Raw genomic sequence first — 19,292 nt, 5'->3', positions numbered from 1 at the left:
GAGGAAATCAGCTATCAATTGGTTTTATACTTGAACTTTACAGTTGCTAACTCTTCATTAGCCTTTACGATCTTTTTCTTTAGATCTTCTTTGTAAAGAACAAGCTTTTCCTGCAATTGTTCATCTCCGGTGGAGAGAATCTGCACGGCCAGGATTGCCGCGTTTAAAGCTCCGTTGATTCCCACTGTAGCTACAGGAATACCCGGAGGCATCTGTACGATTGCCAACAAAGCGTCCATTCCGTCAAGCGAAGCGTTAATAGGAACACCTATTACTGGCAATGTAGTCATCGAAGCAATCACACCGCATAAATGAGCCGCCATACCTGCAGCCGCGATAATCACCTTGATGCCACGCCCCTTTGCTTCTTTGGCAAATACTTCTACCTCCGCAGGTGTGCGATGAGCGGACAATGCATGAATTTCGAACGGAATTTCCATTTCATCAAGCAGCTTAGCCGCTTTTTCCATAACAGGCAGATCTGAAGTACTGCCCATAATAATACTTACTATCGGAGTCATTGTTTTTGTATAAAGAATGTAGAAATAGAAAGGGCGTATTATATACGCCCTCACAATATTTTATTTCGCGATCAATGCTTTATAATCGTCGGCAGAAAGCAATTCATTCAGATCTGCCGCGTCTTTTATGGCTATTTTAATTAACCAGCCATTTCCATACGCATCTTCATTCACTAATTCAGGTTTGTCTTCAAGCGCCGCGTTTACTTCAAGAACCTCTCCGCTTATAGGCATAAACAGATCAGAAACAGTTTTAACGGCTTCGATTGTACCGAACACTTCTTCTTTTGCCACAGTTTCGCCTTCGGTTGTAATATCGACATAAACGATTTCACCCAATTCGCTTTGTGCATAATCTGTAATACCGATGTAAGCCACATCACCTTCCACGCGAATCCATTCGTGGTCTTTCGTGTACTTTAATTCAGGAGGAAAATTCATAATCTCAGTGTTTTTAAATTAGATTAATAAATATAAATAACTTAATATCGATGCAACAAATGTACATATAAATCCCAAACAAATGCCGCTATACATCTGCATAGGTGTATGCTTATTTAACATGATCCGGGCAGAGGCAACTAAACCCGCGGCCAAGATCAACACGATAAACAACCAATAGGCATTCATCATGTGTATACGGGCAATCCCCATAACAGCGCCAATCAGACACCCTATTCCTATTCCATGAACACTAATCTTCCAGTAAAAATTGATTACCATAGTCAGCAACAAACACAGCGCGCTACCAACCAGAAGCCCTGTTAGCCAGAATGGCACCTGCATCCTACGGATAAAAAAAATAAAAATCATGACCGAAAAGATCATAATCAGAAAAGGAAGTACTCGCTCTCTCCTATCCGTCAGTTCCAGATCAGATATACTCCCGCTAAACTTCAGCAGAAGAATAAACAACCCGGGGATAACTGCCGTACAAACAAAAGCCCCGCCAACAATAATTAGTTTCAGATTAGTGGGGTAAATGGCCAGATAGGTATATAAAAGAGTCAGAATCATCCCGTAAGTAACCATCAACAAAGGATGAAACAGGACAGACACAATATTGGCAACTATTTTCATACGTTTTAAATTTCTTTGCGCAGGCGGGCAACCGGAATATCCATCTGCTCACGATATTTAGCAACCGTACGGCGAGCAATCACATAACCATTCTCTTTCAGTATGGTTGTAATTTCTTCGTCGGTAAGCGGTTTACGTTTATTTTCTGCGTCAATATGTTCTTTCATTATTTTCTTCACTTCACGGGTAGAAATCTCCTCGCCGGTATCCGTCTGCATGGATTCGGAAAAGAAGTATTTCAACGGGTAAATACCAAAATTCGTCTGTACGTATTTACTGTTGCTCACACGTGAAATAGTTGAGATATCGTAACCGGCTCTTTCGGCCACATCTTTCAATATCATGGGGCGAAGAGATGCTTCATCACCGGTCAGTAAAAAGTCTCTCTGCAAGATCATGATCGTTTCCATCGTTCTTCTCAGCGTATCATTCCTTTGCTTAATGGCCTCGATAAACCATTGCGCGGAATCTAATTTCTGTTTTACAAACAAAACAGCCTCCTTCATCTCTGAAGTTTGATTCACCTTGTTGGACACATAATCCTGAAACATTTCCGAGTACTCACGATTTACACGCATCTCAGGAACTCCCCGGTTGTTCATCGACAAAAAAAGCTCACCATTAATCGCCTCAACCAGAAAGTCCGGCGTAACACGACTCATTGCTGTTTCCATTGCTCCTCCCAGAAAACTTCCGGGCTTCGGGTTTAGTAATGTGATTTCGTGAATTATTTTCTTTAATGTTTCTTCGTCTATAGACAGCGCGCGAAGTATTTTATCATAATGTTTACGGGTAAACTCATCAAAATACGCTTTCAACACCAGTATCGCCAGTTCAGTAACAGGTGTAGGTTCCTTCTTTTCCAATTGAATCAGCAGACACTCCTGTAAGGAACGAGCGGCAACGCCTACCGGTTCAAAGTCCTGAATAACATGGACCATCTCCTCCACTTCTTTCTCGTCTACATCTTGCCCCTCCTGAAAAATCAGGTCGTCCGCAATCGCACTCAAATCGCGTCTTAAATAACCGTCATCATCTATATTGCCGATAACATATTCGGCTATCTTCATATTTTTCTCCGAAAGATCACGCAATCCAAGCTGCTGAAGCAAACTCTCATTCAACGACTGACTAACCGAAAAAGGTATATCCTCTTTCTGTTCAGTTCGTTCGTGCATTTCCCTTAACTTATAATCGGGAATATCATCTTCCGTAAGATAATCTCCCAACGAGATGTCCAGATCCGAGTCACCAATTGCCACCTCATCTGCACCGGCGTCATCGTTCACGTCAAAATCCTCAACAGGATCGGCACCCTCTTCAAGAGCCGGATTCTCCTCCAATTCATGCTTAATACGTTCTTCTAATTCTATTGTAGGAAGTTCCAGCAACCGGATTAACTGAATCTGTTGCGGCGAAAGTTTTTGTTGTAATTTCTGTTGTAAATGTTGCCTTAGCATAACTCCAAACCATCTGGTTTATTTATGCAAATATAAACTTTTATGATCTATTACGACATAGAAAAACGTTAATAGTCGTTGATCTCCTGTTTTTGTCAATCTTTACAAACAATCAAGATCGTTGGCTCCAAAGACACAAAAGGAATATGAAATGATGCCCGGAAGAACACTTGCCCGCAGAACCATAAAAACATACTCATATCTATGAGAATAAGGCTCTGTTTTAAGAATAAATTTGAATTGTTAATTTATTTAGATCAACACACACGCCAACCAAAGTTAAAAGAGAGAACTTATCTCATGCTTATTCAAATGAACTTCAATAGTTTCAATACCACTTTGCTTTCTTTGTTCTTGACATCCAAAGAACAAAGAAACTATTATAATAAATAAAACATCTTGTCTTTTCATAAAATCACCTTATTCTTCATGGTTCTTATTTATAGAGGAATCTTATATGCAATTATCGGGTCATCACGATTTACATCGGTGGCAATAATGGTTCCTTGGGATTCATCTATACTTATGCCGTAGATCGCGTGATCTAACATGTATTTTCTAATTGGAATTCCTTCATGATCAAAAACACAAAGGTAGCGACCTCCGTCTTCTGGATTTTCTCCTCTATCATACATTTGTGCTATTTCTTTAAATGATCGTCCATGGAAGACGGCAAAAATATATTTCTCTGTTATCTTTACATCGCTGAAACCCATTATACCTGTGGGAATACCTTCACCTGCATGTATTTGGAATTTCGGTTCTCCATTAGGACCATAGAGTACTTTCTTTGTTCCTTTTTCGAGATTGTAGATCTCAAGCACCTCTCCTAATTGAGTTGCCATCACCAACAGTTGTTTGCCGGGAAGATAATCTATAAAACTTCGCCAGGCTTGTGCCAGAGCCGGTCGGGCAATATCCGCATAAGATTCTTCTGTAGGTATAGGTTCATAAGACTGGAGCAGGCTGCCTGCCGGATCAATACAGCTATATCTGTATTCACCGGTATAATCGGGTACGATAAAGCCCGAATCAGTCAAACAAAAATCCAACGTTCGAATAAGCTGCTTGTCTAGAGGAATTGCTTCTTCCCGAGTGGCTGTTTTCTGTATTATGTCTATACTCCAGCGGGTAATTTCCATTTTATTCGCATCCAAAGTCCAGATCGAATCAGAAGAAGAAACACGGATTGTTTCAGCGGACAACATTTCCTCCGGAGCTTGTCCTCGCCGCCCAAATGAAACAAGATGTTTCCACTCGGGATAAGAGAAAGCATGAAGGAAATGATCCACATGATGTAAGTCCAAAACTACAGCGATATTTTCATGAACCGATATACGAAATGGATAACGGAATAAAATAGTATCTAACTCAATATCTTCCGCATATATTGATTCTGATGTCTCAAAAGATGAATATCGAGAATATTTCTCTTTTGAACCTCTATTGCAGCTAATTAACAACAGTAATATACATAAAGCGAATAGTGATCTCATAATACATTTGATATTATTTTTCGGGTTTCTTCTCTCATTTCTTGTATTGCCGAGGATAGAACTTTCGGTTCTTTTGTAAGTACGGCGTTAGCCGAGGCTTTAAGTTTATCTTCCTGATAAAAGCCCGGTTCATTGTAAAGATACACCAATAAGTAATAAGGATAAATACGTTCAGGTAGAATATTTATCGCATGAATAAGAATCTGTTCCGCTTCTTCATAGTTCCCTCTTTGTTGTTCATTCTTGGCGATCATATAGTGAATCATTGGGTCAGCGCTCAACAAGGAAGCTCTCTTTAGCGTTACAACCGCACCATCATACTGTCCGGTTTTGCTTTGACATTGTCCCATTTCAAACAGGAACTCCGGTTTGTGTTTAAGAGAAGGATACAGTGCCTCGTAGTATGGTAAAGCAACCTCATACGCCTTACTATTATAAAGTTGTTGTAGTCTACTCCATTCTCTATATTGTTTCCCTGTATCCTGTTGAGCATTATAAATGACAGCAGAGAAAATAAAAGTAGGTATTAGAATAAAAAAACTACTTGCCGATTTTCCATATTCTCTTCCGGTAACAGAAATAGCAGAAAGAAAAACCAGAACGATTGGAAAATCCGGCAGTTGTAGAGGATAGGAGGCTAACGAAAACACACACAATGCAAATATACCACCTACAGTTCCATACTTCCGGTTTTTCACACCTTTATATATACTGATTCCAAGAAAAGAAAAGAAAATTAGTAAGACTAATATTCCACGTTCAACACCGATCTGAAGAAATTCGTTGAACGCATACTCCGGCGCACCAGCAACTAACGCTTCCGTCTGCGAATAGTTGCCTGATGCAAAATAAGCAGCTTGTTGTTTGCCGTAAGTAGCGGGAAAACCGCCTACTCCGGTTCCTGTAAAAGGTTGTTCTGTTATAGCCATGGACGTAATCTTCCAAAGCAAAAGACGTCCATTTGCAGAATCTTTCTTCAAAAGGTAGATTCCCGCAGAGAACGTTATAAACAAAACAAAAAAAGCAACAGACAAAGCGATAGCTGATTTCTTATGTTCTGTGATCCAGCACTTACTTTTTTGTAACCCTATCTCCTGTATCCAATATACCCAGCCTGAAGAAATGGTAGCCGCAATCCAGGCCGCTCTACTCATCCCCGAAGGTAATACAATGAAAATAAGAGCTACGACTAGCCAGGCAGAATAATGGAGAAACTTATATAAAAACCGCCCTCGTCTGTCAGCAATCTTCTTTGTTTTCAATGCCATAAAAAGGGAAAGAGGAAGCAGCATAGACAGAAAACCGGAATACGGTCCCGGATTATAGAACGAACCCGTTAGTCGAAACAGGTGGTGATTAGAACTTTGCATACCATATAACTGCAGCAACCCGGTAACTACTTCAACACCACCAATGAAAAGGAATAATAATATAAAAAAGTTTTTCAGACCGGGATAAGTAGACAGTGCGATACGAAGAGCAAACCATAGAAGCAATAACTGTCCCTCAAAAAATAATTTCTCCGGTTCTGGATTAAGGCTTTTATCATAAAACAAATACGTAATACCAACAAACGCTAATAAAGCAAGATCAGCAAAGGATAAAAAAAAGCAACTTCCCCCTTTGAACAATACTCCAAGTAATACCGCAAGACAAAAGAAAGGAACAATCCGCTGCGCCCAGCAGACTTTCCCCATCACAAGTCCGTTTACCAATGCGTTGTCACCCTCAAAAACAGTGCACAATATCAATACACCTGTAATCGCTACTAAAGAATAACCAATATAGTATCTCCACTTCTCCATACGTCTCTTATCTAATCCGTTTCAAAAACCTATTCCACCGGAATTTATCCGTATAAGGATCAATAGACTTCCATACAAGCCATGCCTTTCCTACAATATATTCCTCCGGTAGCAATCCCCAATAACGCGAGTCTTGCGAATCTTCTACACGATCGCCAGCCATAAAATAGTAGTTCTTCCGGAAACAATAAGAATAGATTACCTCAGTGCCAAGATGTATCGTCGAATCATTTGCAATGTGAAGTTCTTGCTGCTGTTCCCATTCAATTACTTTTTTGTAAAGCACACTATTAGTCCTGTCCATAGGAATTATCGCTCCTTTCTTCGGTATATAAAGAGGACCAAAATCCTTGATATTCCAGTTCATTATGGAATCATAAGGAAAACTTCTGAAAACACCATCGTCAAATGTATTATTCTTCCTTTTACTAAATATCTGTTGAGAAACTATATTACCTAAAGGGGTATCGACACCATTTACCAGATAGAGGCCATTTGAAATACGAAGCGAATCTCCAGGCATCCCTACGCATCGCTTGATATAATAACTCATCATATCCATTTCAACCCGGCTCCAATCCTTAGGACAAGGAAAATTAAACACCAGTATATCATTCCGGCTGATTGGGCTCAGACCAGGCAAACGATAGACGTCCGGTTGCTTATCGGTAAGATTAAACAGCCGGGCTCCAATCAGCGGTTTTAACACAAGCACATGATCACCTGCTACAACTTCCGGAGCCATAGAGTCGCTGGGTATTTTGAAGGAGGATATAAGAAATATCTGACAAAATACCCACACTATTCCGACCATGCAGAGGTAGAATAGGGTGTTTATGATTAAGGAAGTAATATGTTTGATATTTATTCTCATTCTCACCTTCACCACCAGATTTGTTTACCATCTTCATACGAGAAAATGCGTTGTTCCCGTCCCCTCGTATGATCATGTAAAAGATACAAAGCATTGGAAGGACAGTTTCTGAAAGTGAGACATTGCTCTCTGTTGCCGGTTTGTTTACCTAATGACTTTTTATACCCATCCTTTGTGTAGTAAAACAGTTCGTAGATATCTCCCTCCCGTATATTATTATCATCATTGCGGAAAAGAAAACGTATTTTCTCTATTCTTTGAGGACTCCCAAAATCCATTCCGACCCATCCTTCCGTCGTATCTTTAGCATGAAAAAAAGTAAGCGGATCTCTATCAAACACAGTCTTATTACTGTATTTAGTATTCTCTCCAAATAAACATTCCGAACCAATTATATCTCCATCTATTAACGTATCTCCTATACCTAAAAACTCCAATTCTGCCATATTACAACATAATGTATCACGAGAAAGATATCTGATATATCTGAATTTTCGGTCAAGAGCTAATTCTCTTTCGTAATATTCCGGTTCCTCTATATTGTACACCGGAAATAAACTCTCTCCCTCTTTAAAATCCGGTCTGTTAGCACCTTCAAATTGTCCCTGATAGGTCCTTTTAGCATAGCGGTCCATCAAATGACTCCTTTTTCGGAATTTCCGTCTGAGCACAAGGTCTACTCTTTTTACCGTATCCGGAGTAAAGAACTTTGCAGATTTATCTTTTGCCAAAATAAAAGGATCTGATACCGGTTCAAACTTACCTCCTTCATAGTGACCGGGGAAAAATGCGATTCCAGGCTCAAGGCTGTGGAAATTCGCGCCCCCTTTTTTTATGTCAGACCAGATTATAGGCCTCCATTCTTTATTGTCGAACACATATAAATAAAGTAACTCTTCTATTTTTGAAGCAGGTATATTTATGTCATACCCTTTAAAATAATCATCCGAAACATTCGATAAAAAGGGAGTAACGAGTGTTGGAGGAATATCCTTGTCAGGATATAAGAAACGGAGTGATTCTTTCTGTATGCAAAAGTTCTGTCGATATACAACTCCTTTCATCCGAACATCCTCTCTGACACTATCCGGGCGCATGGCATATAATTCAAATTCTTTTATTTGACCTGTAATGTCCCGTACATAATTCCAGTAATGGTACGTAAAGTTATAATCCGGATTCTGGATCAGTAGATCTACCCCTCCGCAGATCCCTAATGCCCTCATGACATATAATGCAAAATCACTGTACTCACGGCAATTTTCTAAACGATAGTCTAATAGTATTTTCCCTCCTAAATGGGGAACGGGTAAGTCAGGAATAAAATGCCATTTCATTTTCACAATTGTGTCATAAACAAGCTGACAAGCCGTTATCGGACTATCATCTGTCAACAAAGAATCTAATACAGGCTGAAAATAATCATAATAGGCCTGTCTCCATTCTTCGATTGGCTCATCTACAATACGGTAAGGAAGTATCTCATGGCAAAACAAGTCGAACGAAATATGCTTACCCCATGGCTGCTTCTCCCAAACCATAAATGCATGATCAATGTTTGCTATCAGATATTCTGCAGAGATCGTTTCCAGGTCACAGATTGGTTTACTTTTCTTTTTTGAGAATTGTACCTGATTAATGTGAGCAATTGTATCTTTCAGAAAATTATCCATCATCGTTTTATATTTCAATGTATCCGCTAAACAAATAATCTGTTTAAGAGAATTTTTATATTCTTCAAACACTTCATTCTCATAAGAGTAATGATATGCAATATTTTCAATCAGAAAGCAGGCGGCTTTGTATTTTAATGAATCATTGTCGTTCTGTTGATAATGTAGTAATACTTTTTCTAATTCCTCTCTATTTTTGCCTGCAAGAGAAAAGGCGTTATCCAATTTAGTATCTTTCGCATTAAAGCTACAACTGAAACTTATAAAAAATGACAGACAAGTAAACACAACACACAGGATGTCCATCTTTTGAACACAATCGTTTTTTAACATTTCATTTACTATCTTTATCTTCATAATTACAATCCTTAGGTTGTCAAATTTATTATAAGTCTGCTGCAAATATCTGTTTGTCATTTCTCATATAAAAAACATGTTCCTCTTGCCCTTTCGTCAAATTTCGAAGCCACAATAAAGCTCCTTTGGGAACTTTATATTTTAAAATATTACTTTCTGCAATTTGTTTACCCAGCGATGACCAACCATTTACTCCGTTATTGTAAAACAGTTCATACATATCCCCTACATGTATGAAATTCTCATCATTGCGAGGGATAAACAATAATTTTTCTATTTCTGCCACTTTCCCTATGTCAAAAGTTATAAACGTTGTGGAGTCTTTTGACAATGTAAACGTTAACGGATCATTATCAATAATATGATCGACTCTAAACTTGTTGTTTGTATGTACAGGAATAATGCTATCTATTATGTGTAGAGGTATGGGGATGTCACTTTTGCCATAGACACTAAATTCTGCCAATTCGAGAGGTTTATCTTTTGGCGAGACATAACGTATATACCTATAATTCAATGGCTCTGTAAAGTTGATTATATTTCTATTTGTTGTTACTGTATCTTTTATCTCATAAATGATTTCGTAATAAGAAAAGTTCTTATGCAAAGATCCTAAGATTTTAGCGCCTCTTACATTTCTGTTCAAACTGTTAACGGTGTAGAAACGAATGGGATACTTCCTTGTTAAAAAAGCATCTTCCATTTGCCGTAGATCAGGAATATAATAGTGCATTTTCTCTCCCGTATAGGTAAAAGGATAATTTTCAGGATGTAAATGTCCGTTTATATTCAATAGTGTCTGAAAAATAACATTCGGTTCCAAATTATTAAAAACGGCAGTGTCATTCTCTACTCTGCCAACACCAATAGGGATCCATCCTTTAATTGTGAAAACACCGAGAAAAGCATGATCATCTTCGTGCTGACTAATAGGTATGGAAACCTTATTCTGTCCAAAGTAATCAGCGGTAACATCTTTTATTTTCCTGTTCTTGAATAACTCAGGCAAAGAATTGTCGTAAGAGGAGCCTTTGAAGTACTTTTCCTGACTCCCATAACAAAACCTATACACTTTTCCTTTTTTACGCCCGTCATCCCTCACGTTTGTTTCTGTTCCAAAAACAGTATATCCACACTGTAAATAAACCCCAGTTGTGTCTCTCACAACATTCCAACTATGCCCTAACCGATTGTCTGGTGAATAATGATAGAAATCCGTAGCGGTTGGGATACCTATTGAGCGCATAACATAAAGGATAAAGTCACAGGCATCACGACAATAGCCGATTCTATTCTCTTTTAAATAAAGTGCACCCAGGTTGGGTAAATTAAAATCAGTACAGAGAAAGAATCCCTCATCATTTATAATCTTAGCAACCGTATCACAAGCTTTAATCAAATTATCGCCCTTATAAACAGAATCTAACAAAGAAGAATAATATTCATAATAATGTTTTCTCCAACTTTCCAAAGGTTCATTCCCAAGTCTATATGGAAGAATTAATTCACAAAAATCCTCAAAACAAAGAGCTTTATTCCATGAATATTTATTCCAAACCTCAAAAGACAAATCAATATTTTCAATTAAATAATCTGATGTGATAATATGCGCATCAAATACTTTTTCGCAATTCTCTAAAGATGTATTTTTCCACTTCTTTATTAGCCCATCGTCTATTATTATAGACTGTAGTCCATAAGTAGTCCCAGCCTCCATTTCTTTTGTTAAGACAGATTTGACCGAATCAACCTGAGAGCATTTATAAGAATACAAGCCAGGCATATCTTTTATCAGAAAACGAGCTGCAGCAAGCTTTTGTGGCTCTTTCTTATAATATTCTAGAACTCTTTCAAGTTCGTGTCTGTTTTTTCCGGCGAATTGTAACGCAAACTCTAGTTGTCTGTCGTCAACTGATGAACATGCAATACAAGATAGTAACAGAATAATATATGACATTATGTGTATCATAGACAATATAGAATTTTCCCGCTATGCTTTTTTGTAAATATATTAATATGTGTTTTTACATAATACTCTTGCCTTACAGTTGATTTCTCCAAACCAGAAATCTAAAATTTATGGTGGTAATCAGATATTCTATCATCATTATCTATAAGTCTCAGATTAGTATATTTTTCCTTCTGGACAACTGCTTTTAATAATTTTATTTATTAATTCTCAACTAAATCAAATCGTTGAAAACAAAGAATGTCGTCACTGTAGTTTGAATTCATAAAATGGCTTGAAGAAATATATAACCCATCTTTACGAACAAACATGATTCTGGAATTATAAGTATAATCAGGGAATAGAGTTTCTCCTATAATGTTGAAACCCTTATCTAAAATTATAATAGAAAAGCGTTTCCCCCCATATTCCAGAAGTTCCAAACTATTAACTCCTTGTTCAATTACTACTTTAGGATAAGCAATGCGATAATAGACGTCTCTATATGGATCGAAAATAAGATTTCCATAATTAGGATTTTCCGCAATATCCTTAGGCGTGAGATTCCCATAATCATCAGTAAATCCTATTTCATCAATATATTTACTTTTCGCTGCAATTCTTTTTACTTCTACATGGTCAATATCACAGGTATAAATATCTTCACTAAAATAGAATGAATATACAAATCTCTGTCCATCAAAACAACGACTAAAATCAGATTCTTTTCCGGACTTTTTTGCTTTATTATTTGTTTTTGGAAAAGAAGGATATTGAAACCCATACAAAGCCCGAACGGATTTATCTTTCATATCTATAGCAAAAGATACGGGGTTCTTTTCTGCCCGGCGGTCACAAGTCGTGATAGGATACATTTTGTCTGCTATAAAAGTGACGGGTCTATCTCTGAAACTCAATAACGAACTATACAATAACGCTTTACCATCCTCTGCAACATCATAGGAAAATTTATCTTTCAACTCTCCTTCTTTATTAATCAGTATTATTTTTGTCTGCCCTTGTGTTCCAACAAATATACTATCTAGATTTTTGATTATATAGCCACGTAGAAACCCGATGCCACTTGCTCCATTAATCTCTGGTCTTATATTAAATTCTAACTCTTGCGAATCAATTCCATAAAACAAAATTTCGTTTCTTGACTGATTCTGGAAGGTAAAATATTCTCTACCCGTTTCTTTGTCAGTATACAATTGTGAACAAAGAATTTTTGTTTTTACATTTTCATCAATAGAGAAAGAAATAGTCTCTCCTGTTGCATTGAGAGTTAGCGCAGTTCGATTATTTTTCCCTGTACAGCCGCACAAGAAAATAACATATAGACTAAAAAAATAAAAACACTTCATAATTGTCGTTTTAAGGATTGATTGTTAATGGTAAACACCAAAACAATCAATCCTTGATTTAATATTTAAATACAAGCACAGTATAAATCTCCTTCAACATCGTTACAATCTGCAGCCCCATAGTTATAATAACATGTACCTCCAGATTCGCCTCCAGCCAACGCCTCAACATTACTCAAAGTCACGTCTGTTAAAGCGACTTCATTATTTGATTGATTAAAACCCCAAGCCGCTGCAACAGCTACTGCCGCAACAGCTACAATTGATAATAGTTTCTTTTTCATGATTTATTTCTTTTGATTTTATTAATTTAATTTCTTGCTGTCTCTATCCTTTCAACAGCCTAAAGCTATTAGCTTCCGATTTTAATTTTTACATTTGGTGTTTGATCGCCTCCTTTCTGTTTAGGAGGGGACGGCAAGGGAAGTTATTGCTTTTCTATGCAAAACAGTATCGGCAATCTCCCCTTCCTTTATGTATCAAAATTTTCATACATATCATTTATTTATCTGAGTAAGATAAATAAATGATATAAAGTTAACACTTCTAAAATGCGACTCATATATTCCTACACTCCATTCATTGATTTTATTTTACAATATATTATTACAGGATTATCATCGTCATTTATAGAAGAAATCGTTTCACGTAACTTTTGATCTTGTAAGTTATCTAAATTTTCCTTTATTCGCTGTGCGGGAATATAATACGTTATTTCGTTTTCTCTGTTTATCCAAAATTCAAAATCGTCATCAACAAAAGGTATTTCGTAATCACGGAACAACTGGTCTTCAATGATATTATTATAAGAAAAACAAGTCTTGCTATTTTTATCATAAACATTGAAATATTTAGTTCCTCCATGAAAACAAGAGAAGAAAAGATTGTTGTCGCTCTCAAAAGCATTATGGGTTGAGTTAACAAAGCCTTCTTTGTTAAACTCCTGAAAGAAAGACATTATATTTTGAAAGTCTCTGTCAAAAAAAGAACTAGAAATCGCTTGGTCATAGTTTATATAATATTGAGGAACTCCTTCAGTCAGGCTATAAATCGTATCATTAAATGCTTCATAAAAATAGATTGCGCCATTTCTCCAATAAAAGTTTTGAGCACTATTAACGTGTAAATATCCTTTCTTTCGGCTATCTATTTGAAATAGTCTATCACCAAAAGATGATGCTGTAGCTACATTTATTTTATATTTGTTTGATGGACTATCTTCATTCCCACTGTATAAATAGGTCTTTTCATTTTCGCCCATTATTAGTTTAATTGCCCAAAAATCAAACGGGAAAGATCTAAGACATTCTCCTCGGTAATTATAGACAAGCACCTTTTTTTGAGCTTTATCCAGAATATGTATTTCTTTCATGGTTTCATCTACATCAAAATCTGAAAGACGAGTGTATTCATTGGGACCATTACCCATATCACTAATTTTAAGTACAAATTCTCCGGTCTTGTTAAAGAGGAACAATTCATGAGAACTTTTTATAAAGAGGTGGTCATCGCCGAGATAAGACTTAGAAATATTACTTAATAAGGAGTTGTCATTTGTTTCTAATTGAATTAACTCAACATCAGAAAAAATAGCGGAGGTTCTTATCTCATTCTTATTCAAGTGAACTTCAATGGTTTCAATACCACTTTGCTTTCTTTGCTCTTGACATCCAATGAACAAAGAAGCTATTACAATAAATAAAACATCTTGTCTTTTCATATAAATTACATTTCAGATAATGAGAATACAGAAGAATTAACAAACAGTAAATTATTATCCTTGCCGGATAAAAACTCCAGCCTATTTCATTAATCTCCCATTAAAATTGGGACACAATCACAAATTAAATTAAACTTGGAGCATTTAGGTCACATTGCTCTTTGCGACTTTAATGAACAGCAATGAATTTATTTCACCTATTCAGAGAGTCACGATAGACTCCCTGAATTTAATTTTTATCACTCTAAATTTAAGAGAATTAACAGCCCGAACATGCGGATGCACTACAACTATTACTCCCTGGACAACAGCAGAAACTTGTACCTGAAGAATTACCATACAAAGTCCCTTTTCCTCCAGACTCTCCACTAGCCAACGCCTCGACATTACTCAAGGCAACATTAGCTAAAGCCACGTCATTACTTGATTGATTAAAACCCCAAGCTGCTGCAACAGCTACTGCCGCAACAGCTACAATTGATAATAGTTTCTTTTTCATGATTTATTTCTTTTGATTTTATTAATTTAATTTCTTGCTGTCTCTATCCTTTCAACAGCCTAAAGCTATTAGCTTCCGATTTTAATTTTTACATTTGGTGTTTGATCGCCTCCTTTCTGTTTAGGAGGGGACGGCAAGGGGAGTTATTGCTTTTCTATGCAAAACAGTATCGGCAATCTCCCCTTCCTTTTAGATAACCTGTCCCCTGATTATTAGCTTGATTTGTTTATCTGTATTACATTTTACGGTAATTGTCTCATTAAAGAATCCATCGTCTTTGGGTTGCATTTTAACTGTTACCTTTAATTCTTCTCCCGGATTAGCCGGATGTTTCTCAAAGGTAGGTGAAGCGCAGCCGCAAGTTGTAGCCACATCAATAATTACCAAAGGTTGCGTTCCCGTATTTTTTACGGTAAAAACGGCTTCTTTTGTTTCCGATTTCTCAAAAGTTCCAAAATTAATCTCCATCGGGGTTGCTTCTGCCGTTGTTTGAATTGCCTTTTCTTCGGTCTCTCCGGTAATCTGTTTCAGATACAATTCTTTTACCGCCAAATTATGAATTGGATTCCCGATCACTTCCACTTCATTTTTCTCATTTAACAGAAATGTTTGAAACGTCATTTCCGAAGGGAATTGGTTTAATTTATTCAGGCTATCATCTATATCCAGACATACCGGATAATTAAAACCGTCCCGTTTTAGCAGATAACGGATTTCCTTGTAATCTTTGGCATGAATGAAAAACAGAAACGAAACTGTTCGGTTTGTAACCGAATCAGTATAACTGATAAACTGCTTCCACCTATCCAATTGAAGCTTACAACTTGTACAACCTAATGAATCTACATAGACCAACACTTTATGACCAGCAGACGGAATATTGTATTCAACCGTATCTGTCAAGAAGACGGTGAAAACAGGGTTTTCAGGAAAAATGATCTCTTTCCCCTGCCATTCTGTGACTAACCGTGTCAAACGCTCTTTGTCTGTTTCCTTACAACCAAACAAAATAGTTAAGCATAGTATAGATAATAGACGAAATTTTGTCTGCATTTGTTATTTATATATGGGGAGACCAAATGTTGATATTTTTTGCTCTACTTTCTGTCCGTTACAATCTATGGAACCAGAACCAGAACAATAATTTTTACCTCCTTCATTAGAAGCTAATGCATTTATATTATCTAACTGTAAATAAACATTGGGATTTATTTCTGAACTATTTCTTGCTGTATGTACTAGAAGTGTTCCCCCAATAAGACATACAATTCCAACAATACCTGTCTTGATTTTAGTATTCATAATAATTAAAGTTAGTAAGGTTTATATATTCCACGTTTCTTCTATAATCACAAAAATAAGAGTTGGGTTAGTATTCAGGGAAAAAAGTTCCTTATATTTTACTTATATCTTCCTTATATTTACCTTATATTTGTAATTATTGTACTATTGCTGCTTTAAAATGAAAAATATCCGGATATATATTTCAACTATTTTCATTCTTCTATTCACAATACTTACAAGTATTCTTGTGAGTGATAAATTTTCAACAAGTAAAAAAAGTATTGTATCCCATTCTGATTTCTTATTTAAACAAGCGATATTACAAGACCATAATCAACGATTAAGCTATCTAGATTTTTCTTATTATTCTCATCAAATAGACAACAATTGGCCTAAAGAAAAAATAGTATTTACAACAGAAAAAGGAGAACGGGTTCAGGATAATATTGATTCAATTCGTGCTTTGCCGGAAGAGGAGAAGTTGAAAATTATTAGGGAAACTCTTTTAGTGGGTAAACACCCTATCAATCCCGACACCCTAAAGAGCTGTTTCCAACAAACTCTTCAGAACAGAGGTTTATTCCTATCTACCGGTATTCGTTATACCGAGGTAGAAAATAATAAGACGCAATACAGTGGAAACGACACCACTTTCTTTGCATCAGCCTATCCTCTAAAAGAATATAAAACAGGGATTTTCAATGAAATTGCTGTTCAGGCTTATGTGAAAGTGCCTTTTACTACCGTAGTTGGGAAAGCAGGCGCCCGTTTGTTTATCCCTCTTTTTATATGGCTGGTTTTGATTTGCCTATACATTATGTTTTTGTATAAAGCAGTTAAGAAAAAACGGGCAGAAGCCAAGCTTACTGATGCTGACAGAATCAGGGAAATGCTACGGTTTAATATGGAAAAAACCGGGATTCAATATAGAAATCAAGAAATTAAATTACCTCCTACGCTTGCTCAATTGGTTTCTCTTTTCTTAAACAAAACGGATTTCTTTCTGACCAAAGAGGAAATCGTAAATGAATTATGGGGAGATTTAGAGGATTCTTCAAACCGAATTTCACAAACGATAAACCGCCTACGGAATACCTTATCTATTATACCCGAATTGGAAATCGAATCCATCCGCGGAACGGGATACCGGATAGCTATACGCAAATAAAACCCGATTAATTCCTATATTTTTCTGCCGGAAATACTATGTTTTTCTATAGAAATTACTATGTTTTTCTTTTTCCACATCTGTAGAACGCTTTTTCTATATATATGGAAAAACTGTTCTACAGTTGTGGAAAAACTTTACTACAGCTATAGAAAAAGAGAAATATACCAATGTGTCTGGATTTATATAGTATATAACAAAAATTATATTCTTTATAATAACAAAGCGTTCGCAAACAACGCAACGCGCTAAAAAACCACAACCTATCATATAATATAGATAAAATACTATATTTGTATCCTATATGATAGATTAAAAATATGGCAAAGAACACAATGGGAACAAATCTGCCTCGTAAACTGGGACAAAAGCTGCAGATTACAGGTGAGCAAATCCGGCTGGCGAGGCTCAGAAGAAATCTGAGTATTTCACAAATAGCCGAACGGGCTACGGTTTCCGATTTATCCGTAATTCGTGCCGAAAAAGGGCTGCCTACAGTATCTATCGGCATCTATTTAAGGATATTGTACGCCCTGCAACTTGATGACGATATTCTTTTATTAGCAAAAGAAGACCCAATTGGAAAAGCATTACAGGATTTAAGTTTGAAACAACGAACACGAGCATCAAAAAAGGAATAACTAATGAAAAAATTAGGCGTTTATGCAGACTTTGATTGGTTAAAAGAAATAGAACTGATCGGAGAGTTAAGCTACGAAAATCTTCGCGGTTCGGAAACATTTGGATTTAAATATGCAGATGAATGGTTGAAAAAGCATGCAGACCTATATTTAAGTAATGATATAAACAATTATCCCGGGCAACAATATACACAGCCCGGAAAAGATATTTTCGGATGTTTTTCGGATGCACTTCCTGATCGTTGGGGGCGTATGTTGCTTGATAAGCGGGAACGGATATTCGCTTTTGAAGAGAATAGACCTGTTCGGAGAATGTCTTCCTTTGATTATCTGACAGGAATTGACGACCTCTCCAGAATGGGTGGATTTCGGTTTAAGATAGATATTGAAGGTGAATTTATTAATACGAGCACTTCCATTTGTATTCCTCCTTTAACCAGTATTCGGGAGTTAATGTATGCCAGTCAGGAGATAGAAAAGAGTGACGAGGAGAATATTCTTCCTGAGAAAAAATGGATCATTCAACTAACTCAGCCGGGAACATCTTTAGGTGGAGCACGTCCAAAGGCTAATGTAATTGATGAAAAGGGGGAAATGTATATCGCTAAGTTTCCTTCCGGCAAAGACACTTACAACATCGGACTATGGGAACATCATTGTCATTTACTGGCTCGTTCAGCTGGTATTAACGTAGCTGAAACCAAAGCTTTAGCTACCGAAAGTAAATTTCACATTTTATTATCCAAGCGTTTTGACCGTACAGATGAGCATAGACGTATTCATTTTGCGTCAGCCATGTCTATGCTTGGTCTTCAAGACGGAGATAACGCAGGAACGGGACATGGATATCTGGATATCGTTGATTTTATTATACAAAGTTGCACAGACGTTGAATCTAATCTCGAAGAACTCTACCGAAGAGTAGCATTCAATATATGTGTCGGTAATACAGATGATCATTTCCGTAATCATGCCTTCCTGTTGACAGCAAAAGGATGGACTTTATCTCCGGCATACGACCTTAATCCTACTTTGGATACTTTTCAAAGTCTGCTGATTTCTTCTTCTTCAAACAAATCAGATATCAAACAACTATTCAAGGCTGCAGAAGAATATTTCATAGAGAATAAAACAGCAGCCCGAATCATCGATGAAGTGGTAGAAGCTGTTTCCAAATGGAGGCCATTAGCAATAAAACTTCAGTTGCCTAAATCGGAGATTGATTATTTCAGCTCCCGATTCGACATGTCTGCTACAGACTACCAGCGGTAAAATCGTGTTTTTCGGTTGATGTAAGAAAAATATAAGTTAAATATAAGCAAGAAATAAAGGAATTACGAATAGTTCGTATTTCTTTTTAATTATATTTGCCGATATTGTTTCTGTTAATCATAAAGAT

General features: G+C 36.7%; 18 protein-coding genes. 3 read left to right on the top strand and 15 right to left on the bottom strand.

The features are described from left to right. Positions 1-14: 14 nt before the first annotated feature. The 15 genes from purE to B9Y81_RS13760 all read right to left on the bottom strand — a co-directional run bounded on the left by purE (position 15) and on the right by B9Y81_RS13760 (position 16,102). A complete protein-coding gene (purE, locus tag B9Y81_RS13830; RefSeq protein WP_085537491.1) occupies positions 15-521 on the bottom strand; it encodes a 5-(carboxyamino)imidazole ribonucleotide mutase in 507 nt (168 codons plus the stop codon). Positions 522-581: 60 nt separating this feature from the next. Continuing rightward, a complete protein-coding gene (gcvH, locus tag B9Y81_RS13825; RefSeq protein ID WP_085537490.1) occupies positions 582-962 on the bottom strand; it encodes a glycine cleavage system protein GcvH in 381 nt (126 codons plus the stop codon). A gap of 18 nt (positions 963-980) precedes the next feature. Continuing rightward, a complete protein-coding gene (locus tag B9Y81_RS13820) occupies positions 981-1,601 on the bottom strand; it encodes a hypothetical protein (protein ID WP_085537489.1) in 621 nt (206 codons plus the stop codon). 5 nt (positions 1,602-1,606) lie between these two features. Further along, complete coding sequence (rpoN, locus tag B9Y81_RS13815) at positions 1,607-3,061, bottom strand: RNA polymerase factor sigma-54 (RefSeq protein WP_085537488.1); 1,455 nt, start codon at positions 3,059-3,061, stop codon at positions 1,607-1,609. A 440-nt stretch (positions 3,062-3,501) separates the two neighbouring features. Next, positions 3,502-4,557 carry a BF3164 family lipoprotein gene (locus B9Y81_RS13810; RefSeq protein WP_085537487.1) on the bottom strand — a complete coding sequence of 352 codons (1,056 nt, stop codon included), beginning with the start codon at positions 4,555-4,557 and terminating at the stop codon, positions 3,502-3,504. After that, complete coding sequence (locus B9Y81_RS13805) at positions 4,554-6,362, bottom strand: O-antigen ligase family protein (RefSeq protein ID WP_085537486.1); 1,809 nt, start codon at positions 6,360-6,362, stop codon at positions 4,554-4,556. Before B9Y81_RS13805 ends, B9Y81_RS13810 begins: the two co-directional genes overlap by 4 nt. Positions 6,363-6,369: 7 nt before the next feature. Next, on the bottom strand, positions 6,370-7,176 hold the full coding sequence (gene lepB / locus B9Y81_RS13800; protein ID WP_317043279.1) for a signal peptidase I: 807 nt from the start codon (positions 7,174-7,176) through the stop codon (positions 6,370-6,372). A 68-nt stretch (positions 7,177-7,244) separates the two neighbouring features. Next, positions 7,245-9,266, bottom strand: a complete 2,022-nt coding sequence (locus tag B9Y81_RS13795) for a discoidin domain-containing protein (RefSeq protein ID WP_139822929.1) — start codon at positions 9,264-9,266, stop codon at positions 7,245-7,247. Between the two features lie 28 nt (positions 9,267-9,294). Beyond that, positions 9,295-11,223 carry a hypothetical protein gene (locus B9Y81_RS13790; protein WP_139822928.1) on the bottom strand — a complete coding sequence of 643 codons (1,929 nt, stop codon included), beginning with the start codon at positions 11,221-11,223 and terminating at the stop codon, positions 9,295-9,297. Positions 11,224-11,438: 215 nt separating this feature from the next. After that, a complete protein-coding gene (locus tag B9Y81_RS13785; protein ID WP_085537482.1) occupies positions 11,439-12,581 on the bottom strand; it encodes a DUF4221 family protein in 1,143 nt (380 codons plus the stop codon). 65 nt (positions 12,582-12,646) lie between these two features. After that, positions 12,647-12,865: an NVEALA domain-containing protein gene (locus B9Y81_RS13780; protein ID WP_085537481.1), complete on the bottom strand. Its 219-nt coding sequence runs from the start codon at positions 12,863-12,865 to the stop codon at positions 12,647-12,649. Between the two features lie 284 nt (positions 12,866-13,149). Then, positions 13,150-14,301: a 6-bladed beta-propeller gene (locus B9Y81_RS13775; protein WP_085537480.1), complete on the bottom strand. Its 1,152-nt coding sequence runs from the start codon at positions 14,299-14,301 to the stop codon at positions 13,150-13,152. A 259-nt stretch (positions 14,302-14,560) separates the two neighbouring features. Continuing rightward, a complete protein-coding gene (locus tag B9Y81_RS13770) occupies positions 14,561-14,800 on the bottom strand; it encodes an NVEALA domain-containing protein (RefSeq protein ID WP_085537479.1) in 240 nt (79 codons plus the stop codon). A gap of 189 nt (positions 14,801-14,989) precedes the next feature. Beyond that, positions 14,990-15,853, bottom strand: a complete 864-nt coding sequence (locus B9Y81_RS13765) for a DUF1573 domain-containing protein (protein ID WP_085537478.1) — start codon at positions 15,851-15,853, stop codon at positions 14,990-14,992. 3 nt (positions 15,854-15,856) lie between these two features. Further along, positions 15,857-16,102: an NVEALA domain-containing protein gene (locus tag B9Y81_RS13760; protein ID WP_085537477.1), complete on the bottom strand. Its 246-nt coding sequence runs from the start codon at positions 16,100-16,102 to the stop codon at positions 15,857-15,859. Positions 16,103-16,331: 229 nt separating this feature from the next. Here B9Y81_RS13760 and B9Y81_RS13755 point away from each other — a divergent pair, with 229 nt between their 5' ends. From B9Y81_RS13755 to B9Y81_RS13745, 3 genes are all read left to right on the top strand, one after another. Next, positions 16,332-17,252, top strand: a complete 921-nt coding sequence (locus tag B9Y81_RS13755) for a winged helix-turn-helix domain-containing protein (RefSeq protein ID WP_176221498.1) — start codon at positions 16,332-16,334, stop codon at positions 17,250-17,252. A 320-nt stretch (positions 17,253-17,572) separates the two neighbouring features. Then, positions 17,573-17,893, top strand: a complete 321-nt coding sequence (locus tag B9Y81_RS13750; protein ID WP_085537475.1) for a transcriptional regulator — start codon at positions 17,573-17,575, stop codon at positions 17,891-17,893. Between the two features lie 3 nt (positions 17,894-17,896). Next, complete coding sequence (locus tag B9Y81_RS13745) at positions 17,897-19,165, top strand: type II toxin-antitoxin system HipA family toxin (protein ID WP_085537474.1); 1,269 nt, start codon at positions 17,897-17,899, stop codon at positions 19,163-19,165. The last annotated feature ends 127 nt before the right edge of the window (positions 19,166-19,292 follow it).

The organism is Massilibacteroides vaginae (genome assembly GCF_900178525.1).
GTDB classification, from domain to species: domain Bacteria; phylum Bacteroidota; class Bacteroidia; order Bacteroidales; family Tannerellaceae; genus Massilibacteroides; species Massilibacteroides vaginae.
The sequence above is the reverse complement of the archived record's forward strand: the minus strand, read 5'-3'. Positions and strand labels throughout refer to the sequence as shown.